Origin of the sequence: Enterococcus sp. AZ129, from assembly GCF_051714505.1 — a bacterium.
Taxonomy (GTDB): Bacteria; Bacillota; Bacilli; order Lactobacillales; family Enterococcaceae; genus Enterococcus; species Enterococcus faecalis.
Map to the genome: position 1 here is coordinate 1,548,397 of NZ_JBIORY010000001.1, position 25,327 is coordinate 1,573,723.

The following is a 25,327-nucleotide window of genomic DNA, read 5'->3' on the forward strand; positions in this document are numbered from 1 at the left end:
TTTCACAAGAGATTAATTGTATATTCTTTATTTTGTTCAAAAGTAGTAACAGTGCCTGTACCTAAACTTCCGCTTTTTGGAAGAGGATCAGTAGTGTGCCAACTACCATGCACATAGTGATTTCCTTTTCTATCACTACCGAATCGAATACCTTTCGAACCATATTCATACAACGCTCCATAATTTCCTTGAGGAAAAGTGTATTGATTTACTGTCAATGCCACATTCCAAAAATCACTTCTTAATGATGGATCTAATTTAAATCCTTCTGGAATAACAAAAATTGGTACTAATGCAGTCTTTAGTTTGGCTACATCGACTACATTCACACGTAAATACGCATCTACTTTATCATCTTCACGAATAAGAAGAATATTTGTTTCTTCTCCAAAAGCAGTTTTATAAGCTGTCTCTACTTCGTTAAGTCCTGATTTTTTGTAAATATATCTTTCTTCTTTCAAGGCTATTTCTTTCCAACTTGTCCACTCTGCTGGACTTCCTTGTCTTGTTCTTAAAAACATTTTTCCACTAGCTATATACTGTTGAGTTAAAGTAGCATTATCTACATATACAAATAATCGGCCATAAACTGAAGAACCATTTGGCCTATTTTCCCCAGTTGCTTCATAAACAGTATAAATACCTGATGTCGTAATAGTATTCCAATCTTGTGTTTTTATTTCAGTATTTTTAAAAACAAGCAGTCCTTTTTCTGACGTTGTCTTATTAATAAATCTTGAATCTGATTCAGCTTGTGTATAAAAATCTGCGTTACGTAATTCTTCCAAAGCTTGATTCATTGCCTCTGTTACAGTTCTTCCAATAGTAGTAATAGAATTTTCCGTGTCCTTAACTATTTTATCAATACGTTTTTCTGCATTATTAATTGTTTCAGTAATTTGCGCTTTTATTTGCGCTATTTCAGTTGTAATTTCTTCTATTTTTGAAACTACACTTTCATAATCAACATTTATTTTCTTTAAAGCATCTTGATAGGCTTTATTTAATTTTTCTACTAGTCGATTGTATTCAGTGATAATAGTTTCAGCTTCTTCTGCATCAATATCCGCAGTTCCTTGTACAATTATTTTAAAGCCATTAGTGGTATCTCTTTTTTCCCCTTTTTGAAATGAAAAATAAGCTCTCTCATACGTTCCTTCTACACTAAATGCTTTACTTGGAAACGTATAATCAAATGTACCTCTTTTTAATCCTTCCGCTGTCGAACTAATATTATCTGAATCAAATACTTTTACTTTTCCTCCTGCTGGTTCACCTTCAAAAGTAAGGAGCCCTCCTGTTAAATTAACCGTTTCATCACCTCTAGTAAGGTTAACCGTAACAGTTTGCAAGCCATTATCACCTACTCGACCATAAATAATTGGAGGTAAAATAGGATTTTTTAAAAAGTCTAAATTTAACACTTTATTTGCCATCATTGACCACCTTGTCCATTTTTTCTTCTAATTCAGAAATTCGTTTTTCTTGTGATTCAATTAACGCTATCAATTGTTTATTTGTTAAGCTATTTAACATAATTTGCTTGTTAACATCGATGCTTAGGTAATTATCAAAATCATTCTCAATTGCTAAAAAAGGTGAATACTGAGCAATCAGTCCTAATTCTCGTTTTGATGATGGTTGTCTATCTTTGTCTTTTGTTCGATAATTTTGTTTTCGATCAAATTCCACAAAATTTAATTTTTTTGTTTCTTCAATACCATTAATTTTTGTTTCTTCAATATTTTCTTTTAGACGAATATCTGATTGATTTAAGATTGAATAACCATTCATATTTAAATTGGAATAAAAATTAAGAGACACACCGTTATAAACAGTAAATTTGTTATTTACTCCAGAATTCTTTAAATAAGCATTTTCTATTTCTCCGGATCCGTTTACATAAGTACCTCCCATTATTATCTTACTAATATGAACTCCTGATGATGACGCAACAAGTTTACGCTTATAAAGTCCACCTGCACTTTCTTGTACAGCTATACTTCCTATATTTCCAACATCGACATTCATCGCTAATTCTTCCCGATTAGTTTTGGCATCTCTTCCTCTTCCTAAATATCCTAATAATGTTTTAGAATTTGCTTTATACAAAAGCACTCCTGATTCTTGTAGCTTCATAACTACGAATCCTTTCGCATCATATAATGAAAATTCGATTGAATTAATTTGAGAGCGAAGAACATTGTTATAATAATTACTAATTGTTCCATCTTTTAAAATGATTTTATTGTATCCGTTTGAACTAGTAATAACGCCACCGTCAATTGTTGAGCCTGTAATCGCAACACCAATTATATTAATTGCTCGAAGTATTCCCGTAGTTATTCTATCTGCAACGATTGCACCATTATTAGTCATTGCCAAACTATATGAACCATTGTAACCAGTTGAACTAAAACCTAAACCTCCCACATTCCAACGCCAAACTTTTTTAGCTGTTTTAATGTCTGTAGTATCCATAATTAAAAACTCTTGCGGATCAGCCAGAGAAGGATAAATAACAACATGCCCTTTTCCTGGATTTTTAATTATGTCTGAAGCTTCTTGTTGTGCTTGTTCTAGCCAATTGATTTTGTTAGTAACTTGTTTCATCTCTTCTTTTGATTCTTCCATCACCTTAGCAAAATCTGTTCTGCTCTCGCCTAATTCAATTGATTCATAGCGATCAAGAGAAACGTTCCACACGGTTTTTACAATTTGAGCAGTAGTATTAATTTTTAACTGATTAAAAGTAATCGTTACCCAGTCACATAAATCAATTTCTTCTAAATTTTGTAATTGAGTATCCATTACCGAACTTGCTAAATCGACATAACTTGCTTTAATACTTACTTTTGGTATACCGACTTTATTTGATTTAATGTAACTTTTAACCATACTTCTTAAAGCAGTAATATCTTTTGGTTCTTTATCACTAAAATCTACCATTTGAATGCGACGCTCTGTATAGTTATTTACATAGTCACTATCAATATAAATTTCAGGCAATGTTAAAATCTCCTCATCATCGCCTGTACCTTTTTTTGCCCAACCATAAACCGAAGTAAAAGTATTTTCTATAGACTCTTCTTGTGTAATATCGATCAAATTTTTACCATAAGCTATAACAATATTTGTTTTTTTGCCAGCTTCAGCTAATAATTTAACTTGATTATTATCAAATAAATATTCTCCGCCAAAACTATCTAAAATTGAACCAGCAACACCGCCAAGAGCTTCTTGTGCATTTTTAAACTTTGAAGGATCAGTAAAATCAATTGATGATTTTGTACTCACATCACTATAAAAAGAAAAATCTCCTTTTGGTTGCATTCTTTCTTTCAAATAATTTAAAGCTGTTTGCGCAGGAATATTTTCATGTTTCATTCCCATTGTCAAAATAGAACGCAATAATTTATAACGATAATGTTCGCAATAAACAGTCACTATTCCATTTTTAGGTTTAGTAATTTGAGCAATTTCAAATTTTTGCTTTCTAGCCACAAGCGTTGGTCCAGCATTAGCTGTAACCCATCGACCTACTTTTAATTCATTGAACAACTTGCCGTTTACTGGATATTGAAAAGTTAAATCATAAATACCATTCTTTTCTCTAGTTACTAGTGGATTAATCGCTTCTGTTAAAGGGCCTAATCCTAAAGAATTCCAATCGTTATTCTTCTTTTCATATAAAACTATGGCACTCATACCGCTAATGTCCTCCAATTTGGTATAATTTTAAAACTATCAATATAGCTGTAACTAATCTGATTTTGACCTGGGTGTAATGTGATTGGATTATAACCATCATCGTTTAAAAAACAATATTTTGTAACATTTATCCCGTTTGCCTTGTAAGCAATACCATGCTCACAATCTAAAATAATTTTCCCTACACCAATCTCTTTAGCAATTCTAAATTGTTGGCCATTAATATAAATATTACTATCTTGCGTGCTACTAGTTTTATTGAAACTAATTATTGGCAAACTTGAAAAAGCTTCTGGGTTCGTAATAATTCCATTATTTGAAACATCTCTTTCATTGTTTCCATCTAATCGAAAAACAAACGGTTGACATTTAAAAGAAAAATCAACATCTACCCAATCTCTATGCTCATCTCGTGCAGTTATTTGATTATATCCTAATGCTTGATAATAATATTCTTCTTGTTCGCTAAAAATTAATGGCGAATAGGATTTATCTAAATATAGCCATGCAACTATATTTCTAAGTTGCATGGCTATGGTTGTATCTTTTTCTCTATAAATACGAACTGGGAAAACTTTTTCAATATCTTTTCGTTTTCCCTTATCATAAATGACATCAGAATCAAGACCGTCAACTTCTATAAAATCTAAAGCAGTTTCAGGAATAACAAATTCTAATTCATTTCTTATTCGCATTCGAAATTCATTTGATTTTCTTCCTCTAAATTGAAAGTAAGGATAATTGGTTAAATCTATTTCAAACGCCCCCTTGTTTGTCGCTCTGTAAGTATTGCTAGTTGTTCCGATGTCTCTTCAATAGATTTGTCCGATGAAAGGTCTGCTTTTTCGATATTAAAATGAAATACTGGTTGATAGGATTGTGATTGATTCGTTGTATTATTAACAATTTGAGAACCAACTGATGCCATCCCTATTTTTGAAGTCCCTAACGCTACTTCTGGAGTCACATTTGGCATTAAACCAGTTATCAATTTATCCATAGCAGAGTATGCATTCTTCGCATCCTTTTCAATACCAACAGCAATCCCTTGAGAAATATAACGACCTACGTTATCTCGGAACAAACGAGATGGTGAGTGAATTTCCGCTTTTGCTCTAGCAGCTCGGTCAGCTTGCTCTACAAGAGCATTTGCTGCTCTTGTCACTTCTCCTAATGACGCATACATTCCTTCAGCCAGACCATAACCAATCATCAAGCCAATATTTCTCATACCATTTATATTAGACGTTCCAGCCGTTAATACAGCTTGCATTAAAGAAATCATAGCACTAGAGCTCATTGGGATAGCGCTAAGTATTCCTTGTGCAATATTTTGTGCGGTTTGTTGCCCGATTATTCTTCCTTGATTTTTCATCTTATTTCCAGAAGTAATAAGAATATTTACAATGCTTGACATAGAGGTTTGAATTTGAGCTCTCATTGCATTAAATGATGTAACTACTATTTTTGTACTACTTGCCATGCTTTTAATTTGTGCACTAGAACCAGCTACCATATTACTAATTTGATTTTTTGTAGCATTTGCACTTGATGATACTCTTGCTAATCCAGAAGAAACACCACTAAGAGCGTTTCTTACAGAATCAGAAACTTTAGTTAATAAGCCAAAAGAATTGCTCACATTATTCAAAGTAGCTGAAATAGTCATCACTTTAACATTAAATGAAGAAATCACCGTCTGAATCGTCATCAATGTAGTTCCTATGATCATCGATCTTGAAACAAATAAATTAAAGCTAGCACTAGCCATATTTAAGGTTGGTGGAATTGTCATTAATTGTGCCCTGAAAGTTGTTATATGGATATTTGCTCCAGATAAACCAGCTAAGCCCATAGCAGCTCGTGAAGCAAAACTAGCAAAGCTACTGGCTACTTCGTTCATTTTAATTGGTAAATTACCAATACTATTTGAAAACACGGTCAAAATATTAGGTAGCATTTGCAAAGCAACAGTGGCTGTCTGACCAGCTGTGGCAATCATCATTAAGCCTGTTCCAGCTTGTTGTAAGCCTGGTCCAGCTGTGGCAATACCAGAAGCAGTTATTGCTGCTAATCCTGTTGCAGTTGCTGCTAATGTAGCACCTAAATCTCCCAATTTTAAATCAACAAGAATTTTAATCCCTTGTGCCATTTGTTTAACGCCTTTTCCAGCGTTTAAAGCAGCATTTCCAATAGAATCAAAAATACCTGCTATTCCATCTAAAATATTTTTAACAGTATCTCCAAAACTTTTTACAACGTTTGAAGCACCATCAAAAACTTTTTTTACATTATCTCCAAAAGTATTAATTACATTTCCTGCTTCAGTTAATATATTACTAATTTGCGTCCCTAATTCCTTGATAAGATTAGTAATAGAATCAACAATAGGTTTAATTTCTTGGATTAAAGTTTGAAAAGCTTCTACTATCTTACCAAGTATTGGTGCTATTGCTTCAACCATTTTTGTAATTTCTGGGACAATTGGTGTTATTGCTTGGATAATTTGACTAATTGCATTACTTACAATTGGCACAAGCCGTAAAAACGCATCAGCAAGAATTTGGATAATTGGCGTAATGGCCGTTACAATTTGAGAAATTGCCGAACCAAGCGCTGAAATTACAGGTGGTAATGCACTAATAACGCTTGAAAGTGCCGTTCCTAATGCTGTAATTGCTGGAGCAGTTGCTCCTATAGCAGTTCCTACAGCTTCTATTGCTGGCGACATTGCGCCAATTGCAACTCCGACGGCAACCACTAAAGGTGCTAAGCCAGAAAGAGCACTTGTAATTATTGGCAGAACACTAGATACTGTTACTATCGCTTGTGCAAATGCTCCTATAATCGTTGTAGCTACCATTGAAAAAGCTGTTCCTATAGCATTGATTATTGTTGCAACGCCTTCTCCCTGTGTAGCTAGTAACGTTAATGCGGAAATAATTATTCCTATTCCTGCACTAATACTAATTGCTGCTACTCCAACAGAAGCGCCAAGCGCTAAAATATTTGCAGGTCCTGCCAATCTCATAGCTTGACCTATACCCTTAAACGTTGCTGCCAAACCAGCCCCAATACCTTTCGCAGCAGTTGCTACTCCAGTAAGTGCCGTTTTTATTCCTGTTCCAATACCTATTGCACTTGCTTTAATTGCATTTCCAGATGATTTTACGATGTTAGATAATCCACTAAAAATTTGTGCAATTGTACTTTTTGAACGACTAATGCTTTTTTCTGCTCCAGTCATTCCTGTTTCAACGTTTTTTCTAAAAGCATTAAACGGATTGAATGATTGAATAAAATCTAACCCTTTCATACCAGTTTTAACAGCTGAAAAACCGACAACTGTTCCCACTAAAACATTTGTAAATGCTTGAATAATTTTAGGATCTAATTTTGATATAAATTCCGCTACAACTTGAACTCCTCGAGCAATGACACTTATAACATTTCCTATCGCTGTTCCTAGCGTTGACCAAATGGAGGCGTCTCCGACTGAATCTGTTATTTTTTTAAACGCATTACTAACACTTTCAATTGCATTTTTTACATTTTGGATTGCTCCTGTTTCGCCTAGTGCTGTCATAAATTTCTTTACAATATTTGCACTAGCGGTAATAACACTATTCAAAGCAATAAAAGCTTTGCTGATTGTAGAAACCCAAGCAGTTGGTCCTCCCGAAACGTTAGAAAAAACCGCTATTACTGATTGTATCGCTTCTTTTACATTTTTAATTGCTTTAGAGGCGACTTCTACAACTGTGTCTATCGGTTTCGATAAGTCTTTACCTGTAAGCTCACTCAAGCCTTTTTTTAAGTGATCTACAGCTAATTTAGTAAAAGTTGAAAATAATTCAGGTAATCCTTGCAAAATTCTTTTTACCATAGGAATAAAATTCCCGAAAAGAAATGTTGAAGTAGTTGTGGCTAAATCATTTAATTCATCTTTTATATCTTCGCCAATTGCCAACTTTCCTAAAACATTTTGCATTGCTGCTTTCATTGAAGCAAACGAACCGCTCATTGTAGTTGCTGCTTCCGCAGCTGTAGTTCCTGTGATTTTTAAGCTATCTTGCACTGCATGAATCGCTTTGACCGTATCTGCAAAATCACCAACCGTATAATGTTCCCCAGTTATTTTTTCTGCGTCTTTCATCAAACGTTCCATTTCAGACTTCGTACCGCCATAACCTAATTTTAGATTATCTAACATGGCGTAATTTCCACGAGCCAAAGATTGGTAAGTTTGCATTATCAATTCCATATCAGTACCCATTTTATTAGCGTTATCTGACATATCTCTTACGGCTACATCTGCAAGATCAGCTGCTTTTTTTGTGTCACCACCAAGACTACTAATCAAGCTTGCTGAAAATGAGGTAACAGTTTCCATATATTTATTTGCTGAAACTCCTGCTGTTTTAAAGGCTTGATCAGCATTTTTGGAAACTATTCCCCAATCATTATCACCAAATAATGTTTTTACACCACCAATGGACTGTTCAAGCTTTGCTCCTTCAGAAATTGCACTAGAAAATGAGGTTTTTATCGCATTTATAGAAGCCGTAATTGCTGCCGAAGCAACTTTCAAAAGTCCCATTGACACAACTAAATTCTTAATTGAAATACCTGCACGACCGCCTACATCTGTCAATTGATTCAGTCGATTATTTAATGAGGCTACACCTTTACCATCTACTTCTACATCAATTTCAACTCTTCCATCACTCATCTTCTTCACCTACCTTTTCATCTGGCAATGCATATTTTTTTTGGAGCTTTTTCATTCGACTTTTCTCTCTGGCGGATTCGCCTTTTTGAGGTTCCCAAGTACGAATTTGTATAATTTTTGCCAAAATAGTATCATCTGGCAAACTTTCCAATAATGCTTGAAATTCTTCCCATGACATTTTTCCTTGTTCGTCAAATAAATTAATCCCTATTTGACGAAAAGAAGCATAAATATATTTTGCATCATGTGTTAAATCAATAACTTTCTTTCCTTTTTTTATTGGTAAAGGATTCCCTAAACGATCAGTTGCTCTATCTACCTCTTCATTTAGATAGATATACTTTTTAAGAATGAAATTAAAAAGTAAGAACTGTTGTTCTATCGTTCCTTCAAATTCTTTTTCAAAGTCACATATCAACAGTTCTAAACTCATATTCATTTTTTCTTCTGGAAACAAATTTTCATCCGATAATATATCAAAAACATCTAAAACATTATCAAAAGATAGATCAAGCGGATATTCTTTGCCTTCAAATTCAACTGTAGTGACCAACGGATCATTTAACCGCATCTAATCACCTATTTCTTTTTCTTGTTTTTCAAGGCTTTCTTTTTCAATAAATCAGCTTTCTTTTTAGAAACAGCATCTTGTCGTTTAGCAGATTCATTAGCTATTTTTTCCGCAACTTCAAATTCTAAAGTTTCGAATAAATCTAATAATTGTTCTATATCAGTATATTTTTCATAAATTTCTTTGAAAGCTCCCTCTCCCAATAGGGCATCATACTTAACAGTCGCTAGTTCTTCGGACAATTCAACAATTAACAACGTATCTTCTTTTGTTGGTTGATCAATATTTTTAATTGATTTTAGTTTTTCTTCGCATTCTTTTACTTTTGCTTCGTATTCTTCCTGTGCATCAAAAAAACGTGTCAATTCTTCAACTGTTGTTCCAAAGAAAAATTCTAATTCACCGATTTTAATTGGAAAACCTCTTTTTTCTATTTGAAATTCCATCAATCTTTCTCCTCTTGTTTTTTAGATTTTTTTGAAGTAGCTTTCGCCCCATCGTCAGATTGAGAAGCAAGCTTCTCAACTGACGGGGCTAACCTTTTGGGGTAACTGTTGGCAAGGTGTCAAATGTAATTTTGCAACTAAATTCTTCATACTCTGTTGCATCTCCTGCGCCAGCCACAATATCTGTAACTGTTGCTCGACCAATCACTGTATCACCGTTCGTTTGAACAATTTTATGCCAAATTTTGCGATTTTCTCCTAATTTGTATTTTTTAGAAGCAATCAACGCTTGTGCTTTATCTTCAGGATCATAAAAACCTTCTGCACTATATGAACCTGCCACAGAAGTTACGGTTGTTTCTGGTGTACCGTCTCCGTCATAAAAACCAGTGTCATCTGTTTCTTCATCTGTATCATCACCAATTGAGCTAATATATTTTGCTAATGGTAACCACGTTTCTGCTTCTTTAGCTGGAGCAGTTTCTTCCCCTGGTGTATATTCAGCAATATAATGTTCTCTCAAGGCATTTTTCTTACGTGCAAAATATTGTAAATCCATTTTAATCATGTTATTTTTCCTCCTTAAATGTGGTTAATTTTGCTTGAAAATCCAATAAAAAAACGAACCAACCTTGCTCATCAGCTTCACTAATGTAAGGTCTGTTCGTGATAGTTAATTTATTAAACTCAAACGATTTATTTTGACTAGTTAATTCTTCAATATCTTCTAAAACATCCGACAAAAGCCACAATGTTTGTTCAATTTTATTGCCGTCTTTTGATTTCATGGCAATTTCATAATTTAATAGTTCGTCTTTGATTCCGTCATAGTATTCCGTTTCAACCTTACCACCAGGCAATGGATAAATAACTAAGCTTTCCACTGCCGAAAGATAACCTTTTCGAATATTTAACGGTAAATCAGGTATCTGATTTATTTTTTTATTTAAGCAATCCAGAAAATCCATTATTTAATTCCTGCTCCTCTCAAAAAAGCTCGTTTCCAATCCGCACCGTGAATAGAATTGGCTTTCAAATCCCATCGTTTTCCTGTACCTGGCGTCGAATACTTCTTGAATATCGCTTTTCCATTTGTACCATAAAACTGTGCTTTTGCATAAGGAGTATCATAAATAATTTTTGAGGCTTCACTATTTAAATGAGCACTACCTCTTAAAATGCCTCCACCTGAACTTCTAGGAACATACGGATTCATGTCAGCCATTGCTTGATTACCTAGAGCATACCTTCCTCGCTTCATAGCTTGTGGGCTTACTTTAGCTCTAATACCAGTAAGATCAACTTTAACCCCCATCAAATCACCTCTAATTCATAAGAATAAACAGTGTTTGAATAAGCCTCTGAAATTTTCTCAATTTTAGTGATAACGTGTTCTTTGCCATCATAAATAACTAATGATTGTTCTTTAAATTCAGGCAAAGGGGTTGTCAAATCCTTATAACAGAAAATCACTGCATGATAGAGTAATTGTTTTCCACTTGAAGAAAAAGTGTACTGACTTCCTCGATCAATGCGACAATTTTCTATAATTGCATATTCTCCGTAAATAGGTTTATTATAATCCCCTTCTCCTAAATATTCTCGATAAATAAAAGAATCTACTAAAAAATCAATTGGTGGTTTTGACATTAACATGATAAAACACCTCGATATAGAAGCCCTGTGCTTTCAAGATAAATATAGACATCTTCAGCTACTAACGGTTTATCTTTTCCATTTTCTGTAGATTTGTTAGAAATACTCGTTCGTCCAGCAGAAAAGCTTTGCGGAGTTTTATTCAAACTTTCACTGCTATCTCCGCCAACTTCATAAAAATAAACAATTTGTGCACATAAAGCTAATTTAAATTTTTTAACTCTAAATTCAATTGGATCATTTTCTATTGAATGCACTTGATAAAAATTATTTGTAATATTATCTAAAACCGAAGCTGCTTTTTTGTAATATCGATCGAACAAATCAACGACTACTTCCCTACCTGTTAATTCTGTGAATTCTTCAAAAGTTAGATAGCTAGTCATTACTTTGACCTTCCTTTTTTAACAATTCAATCAAATCTTCTTTTTTATCTGAGGATTTATACGGAATATTTTTTTGTTCTAGGATATTTTTTAATTCAGAAACTTTCATCGATGAGTAAGTAACCCCATCTGTTGATGGGGTTACCCTTTTGGGGAAGAAGATAGCAAATGTTGAATACCAATAATTCCAATTTGTTTATCTTCATAGACTTTTTCCCAGTTATTAGGTTTGGCTAAATCTTTATTAGTAGGTGTAATTTCTCCTGATTCTCTATCAGTATTTGTAAATTTAACGCCATAAGGGTGCATCGTAAACGCTCGTCTAGTGTAAACTTCATCATTTCCTTTATTTGCTACCCGAGCAGTTTCAAAAGTAGTTAATTTAGCTGGATTACCCGTATTGCGACCAATAGAACCAGTTGAAAATAGGTAAGTAGTGTAGACTTTTGAATCTCCTGAACCTGTTGAAGGAACATTATCATCAATAACTACTCGATAACCTAAATAAGTAGGAATGTTTACTTCCCCACGAGCATCTGGAATAAAAGCAATTAAGTTTTGTTTTTGCAAAGTAGTATATACAGCTGAATGCATAACAATCATACTTAATCTACCTGCTGAATCGCCTAATAACTGTTTCGCATCTAATACTAAATCTCCTGAAATTCCTTCTGTTGGTTTTGATAATAGGTGCGAGTCATGCAATGCTCCACCATCTGCAAATAAGCCGTTTAAAACAGAAATAAGCACACTTTGTTCTCGACGCATCCACCAAGAAGCAATTTTACTCATCAAAGCACCTAATGGATCATCGCCTGAAATAACAGCCGATAATTCGTTAACTGACCAACCACGCCCACGATACATAACTGCTGCAATATCTGCACTTGCTGTAATCTTACCAGTAGATAATGCTTTTTCTCCGTCGCCTAAAGTTTCGTCCTCGCCGTCTAAATCATTCCAGAATGGCATATTAACCAACAGACCACCTGATGTAATATTAGCTGATACGCTAGGATCTGATACTGCTACTCCAGATTGAATAAGCGCTGATTTTTCTTCAGTAAAGTTATTCATATAAGTGTTAAATACTTCTGGTGTTACCACATCTAATAATTTTGTAATTTCGGTTGTCATTATTTATTCTCTCCTTTGGTTAAAAAATTAGTTAAATTAAAGTTTTTAGATTTCATTTGTTGTCCTAATGACCCAGAAACTTCTTCGGTTGCAGATGGATTCCCGCCTACAAAAATTCGTGGAACAGAAGGCGTATTTTCCTTTTCTTGAAACAAGAAATTTTTATTTTCTTTTAACGCATCTAGCTGTTCTTTCAATCCTTCTAAACCTTCATCTGTCACTTTTATTGCTTCTTTGTCTAACAGCTGTAATACAATATCTTCATCACGAGCATTAACCTCTTTTAAAGCTAACTTAATTGCAAAATCTTTTTGTTGTTCAGCAAGCTTTTCTTGCGCATCTTTTTCAGCTTCATTAAATTTATTCTGTAAATCAGTTAATTGTTTCGTTAGTTCTTCATTGCCTTTAGCTGATTCTTTCAATGCGTCTAATTCGGTTTGATTCGAATCAAGTTGCTCTTTAAATCGGTCACGCTCTTGTTCTGCTGTAGCAAGTTTGCTGTTTAATTCAGTAACCGTTTGACCATGTAACCCCATCACTGAATTAATTTGTTCATCTGTCAATCCAAGTTCTTTTAATTGTTCTCTCTTCATTTTTATCTTCCTTTCGTTGTTTAACGAGGCTACGCCCTCGATGGAGTGAACAGTTTAACGCCGTATTCAGGGCAAAATAAAAAGTTTAACGATTGTTAAACTTCTAATTCCGATATTAATTGTTGTTTAGCTATTTCCATCATACCAATAGCATTAGTTGACGTTGATTGCGTATAGAAAGTACTAATAATTCCGTCTGGATTAATACCAACTACTACAATACTATCAGCCTTCTCAAAAAAATCCCTTGATCTATCCATGAACTCTGTATTTGTTACTCCGCGCTCTTTCTTTTGCTTTAATTCTAAAAAATTCATACCGATTCTCCTTTTTAAAAATCATCATAACGAAAATCCTTCAATAATGTGTTAATGGGTGTATAAACCTTTTCACGAGCATAATTTCTTGCAAGATACTCATTTGAATCAACTAATTCTCGTAATCTTGCTTGGTTTGCTTTTACCTTTTGTTGCCAATATTTAGCATTTTCAATTTGACCTAAAGCATCAGAAACCATGTGATTCTTTTTGAATTTCACAATTTGACGTTCTAATTGTCGTTGACGATTTGTCAATTGAGCTACTTTTTCATTTTCTTTGGTATCGATTTTAGGCTGATTGTTCGTGTTGACGCCAGGAATATACGGAATATGCAAATGTTGGCAATTAACGCCTCTGTGACCGCCTGGAGTACCGTATTCAGCATTCCAATAAGGATCATAAATACTTCGATATTTGCAATTAGGAGGCAATTCAGACATTTCTCTCAAATCAACAACATTTCCTTGTATTTTTGAGCACGCCTGTCTTGAACCCATGTGGCTCGTCACAACAACTGTATGAACATCATACTCACTCATGCGGTCTTTTCTCAACGTGTCGTAGGTATTTGATAAGGTAGACTTTAAAACCGTTCTAATATAACGTTCTAAACTCCATGTATGTCCCCCTTTATCGATAAAAGCAGACTTAATCCCTTTTTGCGCCCATTGTTGAATCGTTCTTGCTAAAGCTTCTTCAAAAGTAAATAAGCCACTATTAAATGCAGCAACTGTCTTATTAATGATGTCATTATACATTTGAGTTGTTGCCGTTCCATAACCGAAATTCGTAGATAACAACGTTTGGTTAACATAATTATCAATATCTGACCACACTTGATCATGGTAAGCTTTCATAACATTAGACAAGTTGGTTGGCAAAGGTTTTGATTTATAAGGTAATTCTTTATCGACATCTTTTATAATTTTTTCTCCTGTATTTTCAAACATTCGTTCAATTTCAGATTCAGCAATTCCTGTTACTTGAGAAATCACTTTGACGGTTTCCTTGTTAAACAAGTGTAATTCTTGTAGTTTTTCTCTTTGCCATTCTAATATGTCGTCATGCCCATTATTTAATCGCTTAATGAGAATCCGTATTAATTCTCCTTCTAATGATTGATAAAGGTGTGCCATGTTAGAAGACCACAAATCTAATTGATGAGGAGTAATCATTATTCCTCATCTCCTAGCTCTTTACTCATCTTCTCTTGTTCAAACTCTTGATAATCTACTTCAAGCGTTTCTGCTCTAATTTCATTGATTATTTTCCTAGCTTCTTTTTCAGTAACTCCAGTCAATTTTTGGATAGCATTTAATTTTGAGGTTAAACCAGCAGTCACTAACTTTGAATAGTAGTCCGCTTTTGCATCTTGTGATTGAAAAATACCATCATCAAAATCAATATTTATTCCTAAATTTTCTACTGGGGAAATCAGATCATAAGCTGTCGCCAATTCAAAAATTGTGATAATCAGCTCTTTCAACGCTTCTTCAACGATAAGGACATTGTCTGAACGTGTAGAAAATGTTTCAGAGTTCTCACTAATAATCTCTGTTGCTGTTTTGACAGATTGACCATCAAAACTAAACGTACCACTAGAAAAACCTGTTTGTAATTCTATAATTCGCAAGATAAAATTAATACTTTCTATAAATTCTGACGAACGTAAAGAAGGAGCAAACTCATCGATAAAAGGTTCATCTGATTTGAGTTGTTGAAAAACAGACGTTTTACTATCAAATCGCTTAATAGGAATACCATTCTTATCATATTTGACTCTGAAAAAGTGATCTGATGCTAAGATTCTTCGTTTTGCTTCTTCAATTTCCCACATGAATTCATCGTATTTTTCATTAATATCTTTGAGTTGACGTTTAGCATTATCGATAATTCCTAAACTTAAAGGACTATCTAAATTAATATTATTTTTTCCTGCCAATTTAATATAAACAAATAAAGGTCTGCTAAAGCCTTCCAAAACGACTTCTTCTTGTAAATTTTTGTATTTATCCAAATAGTCTAACGGAATTCTAACGCCTACTTGTTCCTGATATTCAGAGCGATATAGCTCATTTCTGATAACATACTTTCCGTTTTCCCATTCGTGAAACTCTAACAAAGTATAATAAATAATTTTTTGTCCTTCTGCTTGTTGTGTTAGATTGACAATAACAGCTTCTGAAATATCATTTGTGTTTGATTGAAGCGGAAAAAAAGTATCTGCTCGACAAAAAGCAATCTTTATCTTTCTTGTATTGGCATCTACATAAGGTCTTAAAGCTAACCCGCCAATTGCATATCCAGCTTCTAGCTCTTCGCCAAAATTTTTTCTAAATTTGTTTTCGGCAAACACAGATTGGAGAAATTTGTTAGCTTCTACATCATCTAAACTGATATTACAACCATCATTGAACACTAATTTAGATAATTTTCTGGCAACCACTTTAGATACATTTAATGAATGAAATGGTCGTTTTTGTTCATATCCATCACTATCGATATAATGGACATCTTTATAAATATTCTTGTAAATACGTTTATTGCTTTTTATGCGCTCTAATTCAACTGAATTCATAGCAATTTTAGGGTGATCTGTTATATTGTCCAACGTTTCTACCATTCCTATTTTTGCACCTCCTATCTTGAATAAAGCTTTTAATTTATTAAACATTTTCTCACCTCTATTCTAAACGATATAATTTTTGTAAAAATAGTTATTGCCATACCTAGCTTCATCTAAAGCATGATTATATTTGTCTATCGGCAGTCCATTGTCGTTTCTCACGTACATAGATAATTCTTTTTCAAAATTATAATGATCGTATTTATCGCCTGTTTCTAAAATAATAAATTGACCGCTTGTCATGGTATTTTGCAATCGTTCGATACCCACTTCAATTTTAAGACCATTACTAGAAACTTTGTCAGAACTATTGTTATCAGCTTTATCTGTATCAATACCAATCAAATCTAATTCTGTTCTTAATGTTTTGCAGGCTGGATCAACAAAAAACCAATTCCAATGTGGTAAAGAACGCCATTTTGTATAGCACCACTCAATAAACTTTTTTATTTCCTTGGCATAAATAGACATTGCTTTTGTTACACCTGTATCCGTTCCACTATGATAATAATTCGCTAAACGATATAGATAAAATTTTCCATCATAGAAAGTGACAACCCAAAATGCACAGGTAGTTGCATCAGCTTGCCCACCGTCAGCAGTAAAGAACGTTTCAATTATGTTCCCTTTTATTTCAGTTGCTTTGTTGTGCTTCCCGAACATTGAATAAATAACACCTTGTGGCAAAACTCTACGACCGTACCAGTCACGTTCCAATAGGTATTCGCTACTGGATAACTCGTCATATAATTGTTTTTTTCTTTCCTCATTTAAGATTGGGTTATCGTTAGGTGTCCAATGCCGAAATAAAAAACGTCCTGATTTCTCAAAACGTTCTAACAATTCTAAATTAGGATGATTAGGAGCTGGTGGATTTTGTTCGCCTAAATGATAACGCCATTCTGCAGCAAACGTCCGTCTAAAACATTCATTGATAAAATCTTTATGCAATAAATTAAACTCAAGAAATGTCACAGAACCTAAAGACATTCCAGTAATAGCACCCACAGAGTTTATCTTTCCTCCACCTTTGTAATAAATCTTTTTTTCTCCGTTAGGAGCATATAAAAGTAAATGGTCCCCATGTTCATCATGTCGAATGTCTGAAACACCATCAAAAATATGCATTAAGCCTAAACCATCACCGTCCATAAACATTCGGAAAGCTTGTTCTTGATTATAAGCAGTCACAAGATGATTTTGGTCAGGCGAACGTAAATAGAAGTCTGCCATTTTAAATATATCACTTGTGGTTTTCCCGCTACGAGGAGTGCCTTCGTTTAATTCAAAGGTAATACGTTTTATAGGTTGGTTAATATTTTCAATCTGTTTCTGACTGAACTTTATTTCCATCGCCATTACCTCCCGACTTCACATCTAATAAAGCTTTTAATAAATCATTTGCTCTACCTCCTGCTGTAAGTTTATCCGCATTATTTTTAGCGATAGCAGCATCGGAAACGGCTTTTTCGATTTGAGCTGACATTAGCTCTAATCGTTTCCGTCTGTCGTCTTTCTCATCAGCAATAGCTACAAACTGCTTTATCAAATTAGACAATGTACTCATCGCTCTTGACTGCGCATTGAGAAAGTTTGCTTGTTTGTCCCATGCATATTGGATAGCATATTCTTCTGAGCTACCAGAATCACTTGATGACCATTTCGAAACTTCTTTTGATAAATCTTCAGTTCCAGAAACATACATGATTTTCTGCGCTCTGATAATAGCCGTGTATTGAATCATAATGTTATTCCAAATAATGTCTTCCGGCTCAGAGGTTGCAACCTCATTAATGATTTCTAATGTTTCAGATGGTAACCAATTAGCAAAAAGACCATGTTTTACAGCATTTTTATTTCTGTCAGGCGCCCCCTTGTTGTTAGGTATGGTTGCATCCTTAGTTGCAGCCTTTTCTTGCGACCAATAACGAGATTTCCATGATTTAACAGTACTAATTGACACTCCATACTTTTCAGCTATTTCTCTGTATTTTAAGCCTTTTTCATAATCCTCTCTGGCCAATTCGTATTTTTTCACATGTGACACCACCTCACTTTTTGCAACATTTGTTTTGTAAATTAAATATATTTCTCTACATTCTCTTGTATATGCTTATCACCCCAACTACCATAACCACAATAGACTAACTTACAAGAATCAATCTCTTTCGGTGTAGCTTCTCTCGTCATTTCAACAATTGAAGCATTCTTCTTTATCTGCACAGACATTACAACACGTGTTGAATCAGTTGAGTGGTTCGGCTGTGGATATCTATGTGTTAACGATACATACCAATAGTTTTTCATGTTCTCTCTCCTAATTGTTTTTATGTACTTGATTCAATAAATTATTTTTTGTTATACTATTTATGGGTAGCAACTCCTTTAGAATAAATGTAGATGTTTACACTCATAACTAACAAATTTTGCACGAATGCTACCTAGCCACTAGAACCCATAGTCTAGTGGCTTTTTTATGTACAAAAAAAGACCACTCACTTACATTGAGTAGTCCTGATTGAATTTATTTTGTTTCATGGTATAATGTATATAGAAAAAGGACGTGCTACTAACACGTCCAAAATGTAGAACCGTTAAAAAGACGGTGACTGTCATAAATTAGTTTTGATAACCATCTACGACCTGTCAAAGTGTTAGATGGTTATTTTTTTGTGTTCGTATGGTCTATAATCAGCAAAACTAACGTTGCGAATGCAATCATTAGCGATAATGCTTCGAATACAGACATGCCTACTCCCTTCTAGGGATAAAGCTATGAACCATAGGCATCACCCCTTTATTCAAGAGATTAGCCACCATCTTTTCACTTTTCTACAAAAGTTATTATACATAATTTTTCATTCTTCTACCAGATAAAAAAAGAGGCACTTGCAAGCTAGTGCCTCACGTGAATGTAGCAGAAACATCTATTGACGATTCTTTTATTTAAGTAGCAAAGCTACCTATTGGCGTGACAGGAATCGAACCTGCATATTTTGAACAGAACACCCAACGCTCTACCTTTAAGCTACACGCCAACCGAAAGTATCAATTACATTATGCCATTTTTTGAGATCGTTCATTCGGCAGCGCCCTAGAATGACATAGTGGCTGATTGCCACGTGCTAACTGCTCAATCTCTATACGGTTTTCGTTACAGGCAATCGAGCTTACCGCAAACTCTCATATCGCTGGAGTGGGATTGCACCACTCATGCACTAACCCTCTCTAGTTTTGTACAAGGTCCCAATAGTGCGCCTTACGCTTTCTATCTTCACCTTTGCGTCTCTCTACTTCCGCCACAGCGATGATTAAAAACTCAAAAATCAACAGACTGCATATGCTTATAGGGTCAGATACTTACTACACTGGCCTCGTGTTAGCAAGTCCTCCCAATATCGCTGGCAAGGATTTGCACCTTGCATGATTAGATTTAACCGATGGGCCAAAGCCCTACATACGAACTTATACGTTGTTCCAATGTCTAATCTCACGTACGAGCGTCTACCTGTTCCGCCACAGCGATATTTAAAAACTCAAAAATCAACAGATTTAGGCTTTTCTTCCTGCTTCCTTTGTTTACAGTGTTATTCAGTCACATACCCAAAGAGGCTGAACTATCAGGCGCTACCCAATAGCTTCTCTTTGCTTTTTCTGTATGATCTAGCTCTACTGGCTAATAACTTTCACTTGAACATTCAGCATTTACATAAGAGTCCCATTTTTATTATTTGTCATCTGTAAATAAATTGCTGCATTAAGCTACTCGTACCGACTTCTTTCGTTAAACACTGATTTCTCAGTTTCTCTGCAAAGCGCTTGGTTTGAGGTTTCTAAGGTCTGCCAAGCTTCTCACACTTCCACCTAACTTAGATTATTCTCCACTGGAGCGTCTATTGTCACGCCCGAAAGTTTCGTACCTTACACCTGCACAAATTCCACGTAGTACTTTGCAATTAATAGCTTTTACTATTAGTCCTTTTTACATTGCTGTAAAATCCACCACTAAAATCAATCAGTATCCCGATTCATTTTAGTTATCGACTTATCCCATACTACCCTAGCACATTGTTCAAATGCTCTTCACTAGGTTTAAATCTATTGATTTTTCAATTTTTAATAGTAATCACTCACAAACCTGTAGAAAAAAGAGAAAGGAATTACACCCCATTTCTTTTAGTTTGAGAACGACTGATTTGTGAGTGATCATTGCAACTTACATAGCGCTATCTTGACAAGTGCTTTCAGCGTACGTCTACGTGTAAGCCTCATGCCAAGCTTATTGCAATATTTTGCTACCTAGACTAAACGAGACAGAAAGAACTGGACTTTCCACATCCTTATTCTTTATTTTTTTGTAGGTAGCATCCAAAGATAAACGAAACGGAGCTAAGAAAGGTAATGCATGCCTTACCTCGTTTCCTTATCTTTCGACACTACTATAATAACATCTAAATATTGATAAAAACCGCCAACTTTCCGCCAAAAAACCGCCAAAATTTTATTTATAGGCAATTATTTTTCCATTTCGATACGCTTCGGCAAATTCAATTAAAGCTTCTGATTTCATTCGTTGAATACTTCTTTCGGAATATCCAACTTCCCTAGCTATCTTGTAATTAGAGCAATGGTCCTGCACACAAAAACTATAATGCAAAATTTGTCTGCTAGTTAGGCTCAATGCCATAAGCGCAGATAAAATTGCGTCTCTTTCTGCTTCTGCATCTGCTAATTGTACTAGCGCATCTTCTGCTTTGTTCCCGTGACTTTGGCTTTTAGGCATTTCTGTAATAATTGGTGATTTTAAATCTATCAAAGAGCGACCAGCTATTCGCTCTAAACGTCTAAAACTCTTCAACACATTTCTAGCATTCGCTTTTGTTTGTCGAAAATCTACTTCTTTTAGCAATTGAATCAAGTGGAATCGCTCCTTTTGTGGTATAATAACTATGTCGAAAACATTACTCACAGTCGGAGCAATCCGGCTTTTTTTATTTACTCTTATTGAAATTTCATATTTCATCATGATATAATATGGACAACTCAATTCATCTTGAGTGGTGTCATCTAGAAAACTCGACTAGAAAAAACTAGTTGAGTTTTTCTATTTATGATAAAATACTTTTATTGTGACCAATGTTTGGGGTAAAGTAACCTCACATATCACAAGCTACCACTTTTCTGGTAAAATATTCTTCTTAGTCAACCAGTGGTCGGTTGGCTTTTTTTGTGCTCTACTTAAGAAACGTTATCCCATAAGTCCATTTGAGGTAAATAGCCTTCATCTTTTAACAAGTTGTAAATAAACAATCTACCTTTCTGCGTCCACTTCGTACTCATCACTATTTTAACTGTATTATTCGATTGCTTAATTTCGCTTGTATGAGATTTAGTATATCCACAATTCATATGCTTTTTGTAAAGCAACCATTGTCCGCTAACTTTTCGTTGGACACCTAATCGGTGTAACAGTTTATTTAATTGAATAGCCGACATGCCATAATCTGCTGCAATTTGAGAAGTCGTGACTGTATCTTTCGAAGCTAAAATTGTATCAAGATAAGTGATTTTAGGCTCATACTCCGCTACTTTTTGTTCAAGCATCATTTTTTCTTCTTCCAAGTCAGCAGCTAATCATAAAACTTCATGCAACAAACTTCATGCATTTCTTTATTTTCCTTATCCCATGCCCTAAATTTTGGAAACATTTTCTTCACTCACTTTCTTAATCCTCTCAATAGCAATGTCAAAATATTCTTTTTCTTTCTCAAAACCAATAAACTGACGATTAGTGTTAATTGCAGCAACTGCTGTAGTGCCTGAACCGATGCAGTTATCTAATACAACTTCATTTTCATTTGTGTATGTTTTGATTAAGTATTCAAACAATGCAACCGGTTTTTGGGTAGGGTGTCCTGTACGCTCATGGGCATTACTTTTCACTTGATTAATATCTAAAATACTAATCGGATTTTTCCAATCTTTATCGTAATGTCTCGAATCTACTACACCTCGTATAATTCCGTAATTATCCGAATTAGTGGATTCTGGTAAAACATAACCGTTTGCTTGATGTTCTGCTATTCGTTTGCTTATTCTTGGAATCATCTGTTTGTTGTAGGTTGGAAGCTTTTTGTAAAAAACAAGAATGTTCTCATGCACCTTCAAAGGCATCTTATTAGCTAAGAAAAAATTAGTAGAATGTTTTTTGTTCCAAATTAATTCGTATCTGAATAATTTTCTGTTGCTCATGATTATGTCTGTCGTAAATGGTTGTGATCCTGTTAAGACAATTGCGCCATTGTCCTTAATGATTCGCTCATATTGTTCCCACAATTTCTCAAACGGAATAATACTATCCCACTTATTTTTCGTAGTCCCATACGGTAAATCACACAAAATCATGTCTATGCTCTTATCTGGTATTCGTTTCATCCCTTCTAAGCAATCTTCGTTATATATTTTGTTAAATTCCATATTTTCAAAGGAGTAAAGAATTCTTTGTGGTCGACCAAACCTCCACTCCCTTCTTTTTTATTTAAAGTACAATTATTCTTTCAACCGTTTTGGGCTTCAAAATAACATCGCCAATTCTTACAAGCTTATTTCTGTGTGCAACATCATTAAGTAAGTTAATCAATTTATCAAGCCCTTTTTTGTTTATTTCAGTATCATAATACGTAGTCATCATTAATGTTCTGTTATTTACAAAAATTCTAATTTTTATTATTTCCATCATTGACACTCCTAATCTCAGCTAACTTTTTCGCAACACTTTGCCCGTTTTTGTTGCATAACGGACAATAAAAACCTTTTTGATGTTTCAACTTATCTTTTTCCCAGACAATCATCTGTCCCTTGCATTTTATACATACCATCGCTTTTACCTCGCTTACTGTATGTGCCGTTTGCAATAGCAGCGTTTTTTCGTTTCCGATTTTGCTTTTTTATCCGTTTTCCTTTTTTTCCCACTACTTTTGTTCCTCCAAACTCATAATTTCAATTTCTATTCGTGGTCGCATACTGTACAACTTTTGGCAAGCCATCACAGCAATTTGACCATCGTTTTTATATAAAATACCTTCGGCAGCATCTGTCACTGCTTTGAAATAGTTGTCCAAATCGGGCTTTTTGTCGCAATATTTCCGCTCTAATTCCACTTCTAAGCGTTTCTGTTTATTGCTTAGAGCTGATTTAGGCGGATGGATGTAAAACGTCACATGAGCGGAAATTGGCCCTTTTTCAATCAACTTTGCTCTTGATTTTCGAAGATAATTCTTTACTTGATTTTTGTATTCTTTCATCGCTCGATCTTCGTACGTTTGAACATAATTCCCACGTCTTGCGAATCTCGGGCGACTTTGTGGCTTTGGTTCAATCGGTAGAATAATTCGCATCGCTTCCACCTCAAATCCCAACAATCCGTTTATCTTTTGATGCCTTTATCGAGAATACAAACCCCTTTGAATGATTCATGATTCTAGAAACAATCCTTTCTCCATATGCTTGACTTAATTCTTTTCCTGTTAAGTTCGTTGTAAATACAGTCGCTTTATTTTGTCGAGCTTCTACGATTCGATTTAATGTATCGTTATTAAAATTTGTACTCTTGTTTCTGTCATCGAATTGCTTCACGCCCAATTCAGCACCTAAATCATCTAAAACAACAAAATCAGCACTTTTAATTTCTGCCATCAAGCTACCTGTTATTTCTTTTCTAGCTTGTTCATCATTCATCGCAAATTTCAATTGTTCCAAAAGCTCTGCATAACTAATAAATAAGCATCGTTTGTTGTAGTTTGATTTTTCCAATACTTCCCATGCGGTTGCCATAGCTAGATGGCTTTTTCCTACACCGCTTTTGCCTGATAAAACCATATGAATAGGTTTCTCTAATAACACTTCTGTTGCCATACGCTTTGCTAATTCAAAAGCAAGTTTGGTCTCATCATCTACTGTTTTAAATGTGCTAAAACGACGCTGAATCAATTGTTTGTCTGTATAAAGCGAGCTATACGTTAAATAATTAATTGCTCTCGCCTTCAAACTCTCTCTAGAGCGTTTCACTGCATCTAAATCTTGAATTTTTTTACGTGCTTTATAACCACAAGACATACAGACTGGAGGACAACGATCGGTGCCGTCTTTATTTTTAGCTCGCCACGCATGCATTACTCCACCACAATCCGGACATGCTTCAGGCACAATGTATAGCAATGTTTTAATCATTACCTCAAAAGGATTCTTACTTGATTTCATTTGTGCCCCTCCTAAAATCCAAGGTCGTCATAATCAGAATGACCTTCATTTTTCCCTTTGCTATTTTTTTGAGCCTGCTGTTCTTTTTCCAAAAAATCAGCATAGCTTTTTATCTCATTTGCACGCCATATCTTTAGTATTCCTGCAAAGTAACTGTAGCTTCGTTTGTTTTTTCTAGCGCAAATTTTTATTGCTTCTTTCAGCAACGCTAAATCATCATCAAAATCATGCAAATCGTATGCTAAGTCAGTGAGATTTACTGGAGTTGGTCTGCAAATGTTTTGAGAAAAATACCGAACCAATTCCTCAACTTTTGGGTCTCCTAGAGGATTTTCCAAAAAATCTTTTTCAGCCGACAGCCGACGGGTGTCTGTTTCTTTTTTGTTTACTTTACTTTTATTTACTTTACTTTCCTTTACTTTACTTTGTGTATTATTAGCACCGTTAACTAGGGTTTCTTTCTCCTTTAAGGTGTCATTAACTAAGTAAATGTCGGAAATAACTACTTCTTTCCTTTTTTTAGTAGCTTCGAGATATCTTTTTTGTATTCCACTAGAAGTCAAAATTTTATAATTATTGAACTTCTCTTGATTAAAAAATCCAACTTGAATAGCCTTATTTACTGTCTCTTCAACTAGACCCTCTTTCGCCCCAACTTCGTCAGCAACTAAGAACATCGTATCTTCATCCCACCCAATGTAATAACCAGTTTCCCGATAAATATTACCCAGCAGGCAAAGTAGTATTTCGACAGCGTGAGGCCCACACGCACGTTTGATTTTACGAACCTTTATATCTCTTAAAAAATCTACAGAAAGCGAAAAGTAGTCAATTCCTTGTTTTAAAGGTCTTGCCATTCCATCACCTCCCTAGATATGAGGGGAAAATCC

At 34.6% G+C, this 25,327-nt stretch carries 28 protein-coding genes, 1 tRNA gene and 1 pseudogene; all 30 read right to left on the reverse strand.

What is annotated here, in order from left to right; genetic code table 11:
* Positions 1-2: 2 nt before the first annotated feature.
* Positions 3-1,436: a BppU family phage baseplate upper protein gene (locus tag IGJ90_RS07695; protein WP_438767911.1), complete on the reverse strand. Its 1,434-nt coding sequence runs from the start codon at positions 1,434-1,436 to the stop codon at positions 3-5.
* Positions 1,426-3,708 carry a phage tail spike protein gene (locus IGJ90_RS07700; RefSeq protein WP_438767913.1) on the reverse strand — a complete coding sequence of 761 codons (2,283 nt, stop codon included), beginning with the start codon at positions 3,706-3,708 and terminating at the stop codon, positions 1,426-1,428. The genes IGJ90_RS07695 and IGJ90_RS07700 overlap by 11 nt, the downstream gene beginning before the upstream one ends.
* Complete coding sequence (locus IGJ90_RS07705) at positions 3,705-4,406, reverse strand: phage tail protein (protein WP_438767915.1); 702 nt, start codon at positions 4,404-4,406, stop codon at positions 3,705-3,707. The genes IGJ90_RS07700 and IGJ90_RS07705 overlap by 4 nt, the downstream gene beginning before the upstream one ends.
* A 56-nt stretch (positions 4,407-4,462) precedes the next feature.
* Entirely contained in the window at positions 4,463-8,443 is a 3,981-nt protein-coding gene (locus IGJ90_RS07710) for a phage tail protein (RefSeq protein WP_438767917.1), read from the reverse strand.
* Complete coding sequence (locus IGJ90_RS07715; protein WP_016632594.1) at positions 8,436-9,014, reverse strand: Gp15 family bacteriophage protein; 579 nt, start codon at positions 9,012-9,014, stop codon at positions 8,436-8,438. The genes IGJ90_RS07710 and IGJ90_RS07715 overlap by 8 nt, the downstream gene beginning before the upstream one ends.
* Positions 9,015-9,022: 8 nt before the next feature.
* Positions 9,023-9,460 carry a hypothetical protein gene (locus IGJ90_RS07720; protein WP_016632593.1) on the reverse strand — a complete coding sequence of 146 codons (438 nt, stop codon included), beginning with the start codon at positions 9,458-9,460 and terminating at the stop codon, positions 9,023-9,025.
* An 88-nt stretch (positions 9,461-9,548) separates the two neighbouring features.
* Positions 9,549-10,028: a phage tail tube protein gene (locus IGJ90_RS07725; protein WP_242384517.1), complete on the reverse strand. Its 480-nt coding sequence runs from the start codon at positions 10,026-10,028 to the stop codon at positions 9,549-9,551.
* Between the two features lies 1 nt (position 10,029).
* The gene (locus IGJ90_RS07730; RefSeq protein ID WP_016632591.1) at positions 10,030-10,428 is read right to left on the reverse strand and encodes a minor capsid protein; all 399 of its coding nucleotides are present in this window, start codon (positions 10,426-10,428) and stop codon (positions 10,030-10,032) included.
* A complete protein-coding gene (locus IGJ90_RS07735; protein ID WP_016632590.1) occupies positions 10,428-10,775 on the reverse strand; it encodes a minor capsid protein in 348 nt (115 codons plus the stop codon). Before IGJ90_RS07735 ends, IGJ90_RS07730 begins: the two co-directional genes overlap by 1 nt.
* The gene (locus IGJ90_RS07740; RefSeq protein ID WP_016632589.1) at positions 10,775-11,116 is read right to left on the reverse strand and encodes a putative minor capsid protein; all 342 of its coding nucleotides are present in this window, start codon (positions 11,114-11,116) and stop codon (positions 10,775-10,777) included. Before IGJ90_RS07740 ends, IGJ90_RS07735 begins: the two co-directional genes overlap by 1 nt.
* Positions 11,110-11,502, reverse strand: a complete 393-nt coding sequence (locus tag IGJ90_RS07745; RefSeq protein ID WP_033918994.1) for a hypothetical protein — start codon at positions 11,500-11,502, stop codon at positions 11,110-11,112. Before IGJ90_RS07745 ends, IGJ90_RS07740 begins: the two co-directional genes overlap by 7 nt.
* On the reverse strand, positions 11,495-11,611 hold the full coding sequence (locus IGJ90_RS07750; protein WP_016632587.1) for a HeH/LEM domain-containing protein: 117 nt from the start codon (positions 11,609-11,611) through the stop codon (positions 11,495-11,497). Before IGJ90_RS07750 ends, IGJ90_RS07745 begins: the two co-directional genes overlap by 8 nt.
* 32 nt (positions 11,612-11,643) lie before the next feature.
* Positions 11,644-12,639: a major capsid protein gene (locus IGJ90_RS07755; RefSeq protein WP_016632586.1), complete on the reverse strand. Its 996-nt coding sequence runs from the start codon at positions 12,637-12,639 to the stop codon at positions 11,644-11,646.
* On the reverse strand, positions 12,639-13,232 hold the full coding sequence (locus IGJ90_RS07760) for a phage scaffolding protein (RefSeq protein WP_128704569.1): 594 nt from the start codon (positions 13,230-13,232) through the stop codon (positions 12,639-12,641). The genes IGJ90_RS07755 and IGJ90_RS07760 overlap by 1 nt, the downstream gene beginning before the upstream one ends.
* 95 nt (positions 13,233-13,327) lie before the next feature.
* Positions 13,328-13,549 (reverse strand): hypothetical protein, encoded by a 222-nt coding sequence (locus tag IGJ90_RS07765; RefSeq protein WP_289866199.1) that lies wholly within the window; start codon positions 13,547-13,549, stop codon positions 13,328-13,330.
* Between the two features lie 14 nt (positions 13,550-13,563).
* Positions 13,564-14,727: a phage minor capsid protein gene (locus IGJ90_RS07770; protein WP_438767921.1), complete on the reverse strand. Its 1,164-nt coding sequence runs from the start codon at positions 14,725-14,727 to the stop codon at positions 13,564-13,566.
* Positions 14,727-16,226, reverse strand: coding sequence for a phage portal protein (locus IGJ90_RS07775; RefSeq protein ID WP_263307603.1), 1,500 nt, complete (start codon positions 16,224-16,226; stop codon positions 14,727-14,729). Before IGJ90_RS07775 ends, IGJ90_RS07770 begins: the two co-directional genes overlap by 1 nt.
* A 15-nt stretch (positions 16,227-16,241) precedes the next feature.
* On the reverse strand, positions 16,242-17,531 hold the full coding sequence (locus IGJ90_RS07780; RefSeq protein WP_070363859.1) for a PBSX family phage terminase large subunit: 1,290 nt from the start codon (positions 17,529-17,531) through the stop codon (positions 16,242-16,244).
* Positions 17,500-18,216 carry a phage terminase small subunit gene (gene terS / locus IGJ90_RS07785; protein ID WP_438767924.1) on the reverse strand — a complete coding sequence of 239 codons (717 nt, stop codon included), beginning with the start codon at positions 18,214-18,216 and terminating at the stop codon, positions 17,500-17,502. Before terS ends, IGJ90_RS07780 begins: the two co-directional genes overlap by 32 nt.
* Before the next feature lie 41 nt (positions 18,217-18,257).
* Positions 18,258-18,485: a hypothetical protein gene (locus IGJ90_RS07790; RefSeq protein WP_438767926.1), complete on the reverse strand. Its 228-nt coding sequence runs from the start codon at positions 18,483-18,485 to the stop codon at positions 18,258-18,260.
* 355 nt (positions 18,486-18,840) lie between these two features.
* Positions 18,841-18,927, reverse strand: coding sequence for a putative holin-like toxin (locus tag IGJ90_RS07795; protein WP_219376566.1), 87 nt, complete (start codon positions 18,925-18,927; stop codon positions 18,841-18,843).
* Between the two features lie 217 nt (positions 18,928-19,144).
* Positions 19,145-19,216 (reverse strand) — tRNA-Glu (locus IGJ90_RS07800).
* A gap of 1,463 nt (positions 19,217-20,679) precedes the next feature.
* Entirely contained in the window at positions 20,680-21,096 is a 417-nt protein-coding gene (locus IGJ90_RS07805; RefSeq protein WP_438767928.1) for an ArpU family phage packaging/lysis transcriptional regulator, read from the reverse strand.
* A 320-nt stretch (positions 21,097-21,416) separates the two neighbouring features.
* A pseudogene (locus IGJ90_RS07810) lies at positions 21,417-21,812 on the reverse strand (phage antirepressor KilAC domain-containing protein); the annotation flags it as partial.
* A 57-nt stretch (positions 21,813-21,869) separates the two neighbouring features.
* Positions 21,870-22,613: a DNA-methyltransferase gene (locus IGJ90_RS07815; RefSeq protein ID WP_438767930.1), complete on the reverse strand. Its 744-nt coding sequence runs from the start codon at positions 22,611-22,613 to the stop codon at positions 21,870-21,872.
* A gap of 103 nt (positions 22,614-22,716) precedes the next feature.
* Complete coding sequence (locus IGJ90_RS07820; RefSeq protein ID WP_174114335.1) at positions 22,717-22,914, reverse strand: hypothetical protein; 198 nt, start codon at positions 22,912-22,914, stop codon at positions 22,717-22,719.
* Positions 22,915-23,006: 92 nt separating this feature from the next.
* Positions 23,007-23,150, reverse strand: coding sequence for a hypothetical protein (locus IGJ90_RS07825; protein WP_010784724.1), 144 nt, complete (start codon positions 23,148-23,150; stop codon positions 23,007-23,009).
* Positions 23,150-23,584 carry a RusA family crossover junction endodeoxyribonuclease gene (locus tag IGJ90_RS07830; RefSeq protein ID WP_438768323.1) on the reverse strand — a complete coding sequence of 145 codons (435 nt, stop codon included), beginning with the start codon at positions 23,582-23,584 and terminating at the stop codon, positions 23,150-23,152. The genes IGJ90_RS07825 and IGJ90_RS07830 overlap by 1 nt, the downstream gene beginning before the upstream one ends.
* Position 23,585: 1 nt before the next feature.
* Positions 23,586-24,437, reverse strand: a complete 852-nt coding sequence (locus IGJ90_RS07835) for an ATP-binding protein (protein WP_010711589.1) — start codon at positions 24,435-24,437, stop codon at positions 23,586-23,588.
* An 11-nt stretch (positions 24,438-24,448) separates the two neighbouring features.
* Complete coding sequence (locus tag IGJ90_RS07840; protein WP_033918919.1) at positions 24,449-25,294, reverse strand: Lin1244/Lin1753 domain-containing protein; 846 nt, start codon at positions 25,292-25,294, stop codon at positions 24,449-24,451.
* Between the last annotated feature and the right edge of the window lie 33 nt (positions 25,295-25,327).

Excerpts from the sequence above, each read along its gene's own strand:
- IGJ90_RS07840 (WP_033918919.1), bottom strand. The coding sequence starts at position 25,294 with ATGGCAAGACCTTTAAAACAAGGAATTGACTACTTTTCGCTTTCTGTA.
- IGJ90_RS07705 (WP_438767915.1), bottom strand. The coding sequence starts at position 4,406 with ATGCGAATAAGAAATGAATTAGAATTTGTTATTCCTGAAACTGCTTTA.
- IGJ90_RS07765 (WP_289866199.1), bottom strand. The coding sequence starts at position 13,549 with ATGAATTTTTTAGAATTAAAGCAAAAGAAAGAGCGCGGAGTAACAAAT.
- IGJ90_RS07775 (WP_263307603.1), bottom strand. The coding sequence starts at position 16,226 with ATGTTTAATAAATTAAAAGCTTTATTCAAGATAGGAGGTGCAAAAATA.
- IGJ90_RS07730 (WP_016632591.1), bottom strand. The coding sequence starts at position 10,428 with ATGGATTTTCTGGATTGCTTAAATAAAAAAATAAATCAGATACCTGAT.
- IGJ90_RS07790 (WP_438767926.1), bottom strand. The coding sequence starts at position 18,485 with ATGAAAAACTATTGGTATGTATCGTTAACACATAGATATCCACAGCCG.
- IGJ90_RS07735 (WP_016632590.1), bottom strand. The coding sequence starts at position 10,775 with ATGGGGGTTAAAGTTGATCTTACTGGTATTAGAGCTAAAGTAAGCCCA.
- IGJ90_RS07710 (WP_438767917.1), bottom strand. The coding sequence starts at position 8,443 with ATGAGTGATGGAAGAGTTGAAATTGATGTAGAAGTAGATGGTAAAGGT.
- IGJ90_RS07750 (WP_016632587.1), bottom strand. The coding sequence starts at position 11,611 with ATGAAAGTTTCTGAATTAAAAAATATCCTAGAACAAAAAAATATTCCG.
- IGJ90_RS07715 (WP_016632594.1), bottom strand. The coding sequence starts at position 9,014 with ATGCGGTTAAATGATCCGTTGGTCACTACAGTTGAATTTGAAGGCAAA.
- IGJ90_RS07770 (WP_438767921.1), bottom strand. The coding sequence starts at position 14,727 with ATGATTACTCCTCATCAATTAGATTTGTGGTCTTCTAACATGGCACAC.
- IGJ90_RS07720 (WP_016632593.1), bottom strand. The coding sequence starts at position 9,460 with ATGGAATTTCAAATAGAAAAAAGAGGTTTTCCAATTAAAATCGGTGAA.
- IGJ90_RS07815 (WP_438767930.1), bottom strand. The coding sequence starts at position 22,613 with ATGAAACGAATACCAGATAAGAGCATAGACATGATTTTGTGTGATTTA.
- IGJ90_RS07725 (WP_242384517.1), bottom strand. The coding sequence starts at position 10,028 with ATGATTAAAATGGATTTACAATATTTTGCACGTAAGAAAAATGCCTTG.
- IGJ90_RS07755 (WP_016632586.1), bottom strand. The coding sequence starts at position 12,639 with ATGACAACCGAAATTACAAAATTATTAGATGTGGTAACACCAGAAGTA.
- IGJ90_RS07740 (WP_016632589.1), bottom strand. The coding sequence starts at position 11,116 with ATGTTAATGTCAAAACCACCAATTGATTTTTTAGTAGATTCTTTTATT.
- IGJ90_RS07780 (WP_070363859.1), bottom strand. The coding sequence starts at position 17,531 with ATGGAAATAAAGTTCAGTCAGAAACAGATTGAAAATATTAACCAACCT.
- IGJ90_RS07760 (WP_128704569.1), bottom strand. The coding sequence starts at position 13,232 with ATGAAGAGAGAACAATTAAAAGAACTTGGATTGACAGATGAACAAATT.
- IGJ90_RS07835 (WP_010711589.1), bottom strand. The coding sequence starts at position 24,437 with ATGAAATCAAGTAAGAATCCTTTTGAGGTAATGATTAAAACATTGCTA.
- IGJ90_RS07795 (WP_219376566.1), bottom strand. The coding sequence starts at position 18,927 with ATGTCTGTATTCGAAGCATTATCGCTAATGATTGCATTCGCAACGTTA.
- IGJ90_RS07820 (WP_174114335.1), bottom strand. The coding sequence starts at position 22,914 with ATGGAAATAATAAAAATTAGAATTTTTGTAAATAACAGAACATTAATG.
- IGJ90_RS07700 (WP_438767913.1), bottom strand. The coding sequence starts at position 3,708 with ATGAGTGCCATAGTTTTATATGAAAAGAAGAATAACGATTGGAATTCT.
- IGJ90_RS07745 (WP_033918994.1), bottom strand. The coding sequence starts at position 11,502 with ATGACTAGCTATCTAACTTTTGAAGAATTCACAGAATTAACAGGTAGG.
- IGJ90_RS07695 (WP_438767911.1), bottom strand. The coding sequence starts at position 1,436 with ATGGCAAATAAAGTGTTAAATTTAGACTTTTTAAAAAATCCTATTTTA.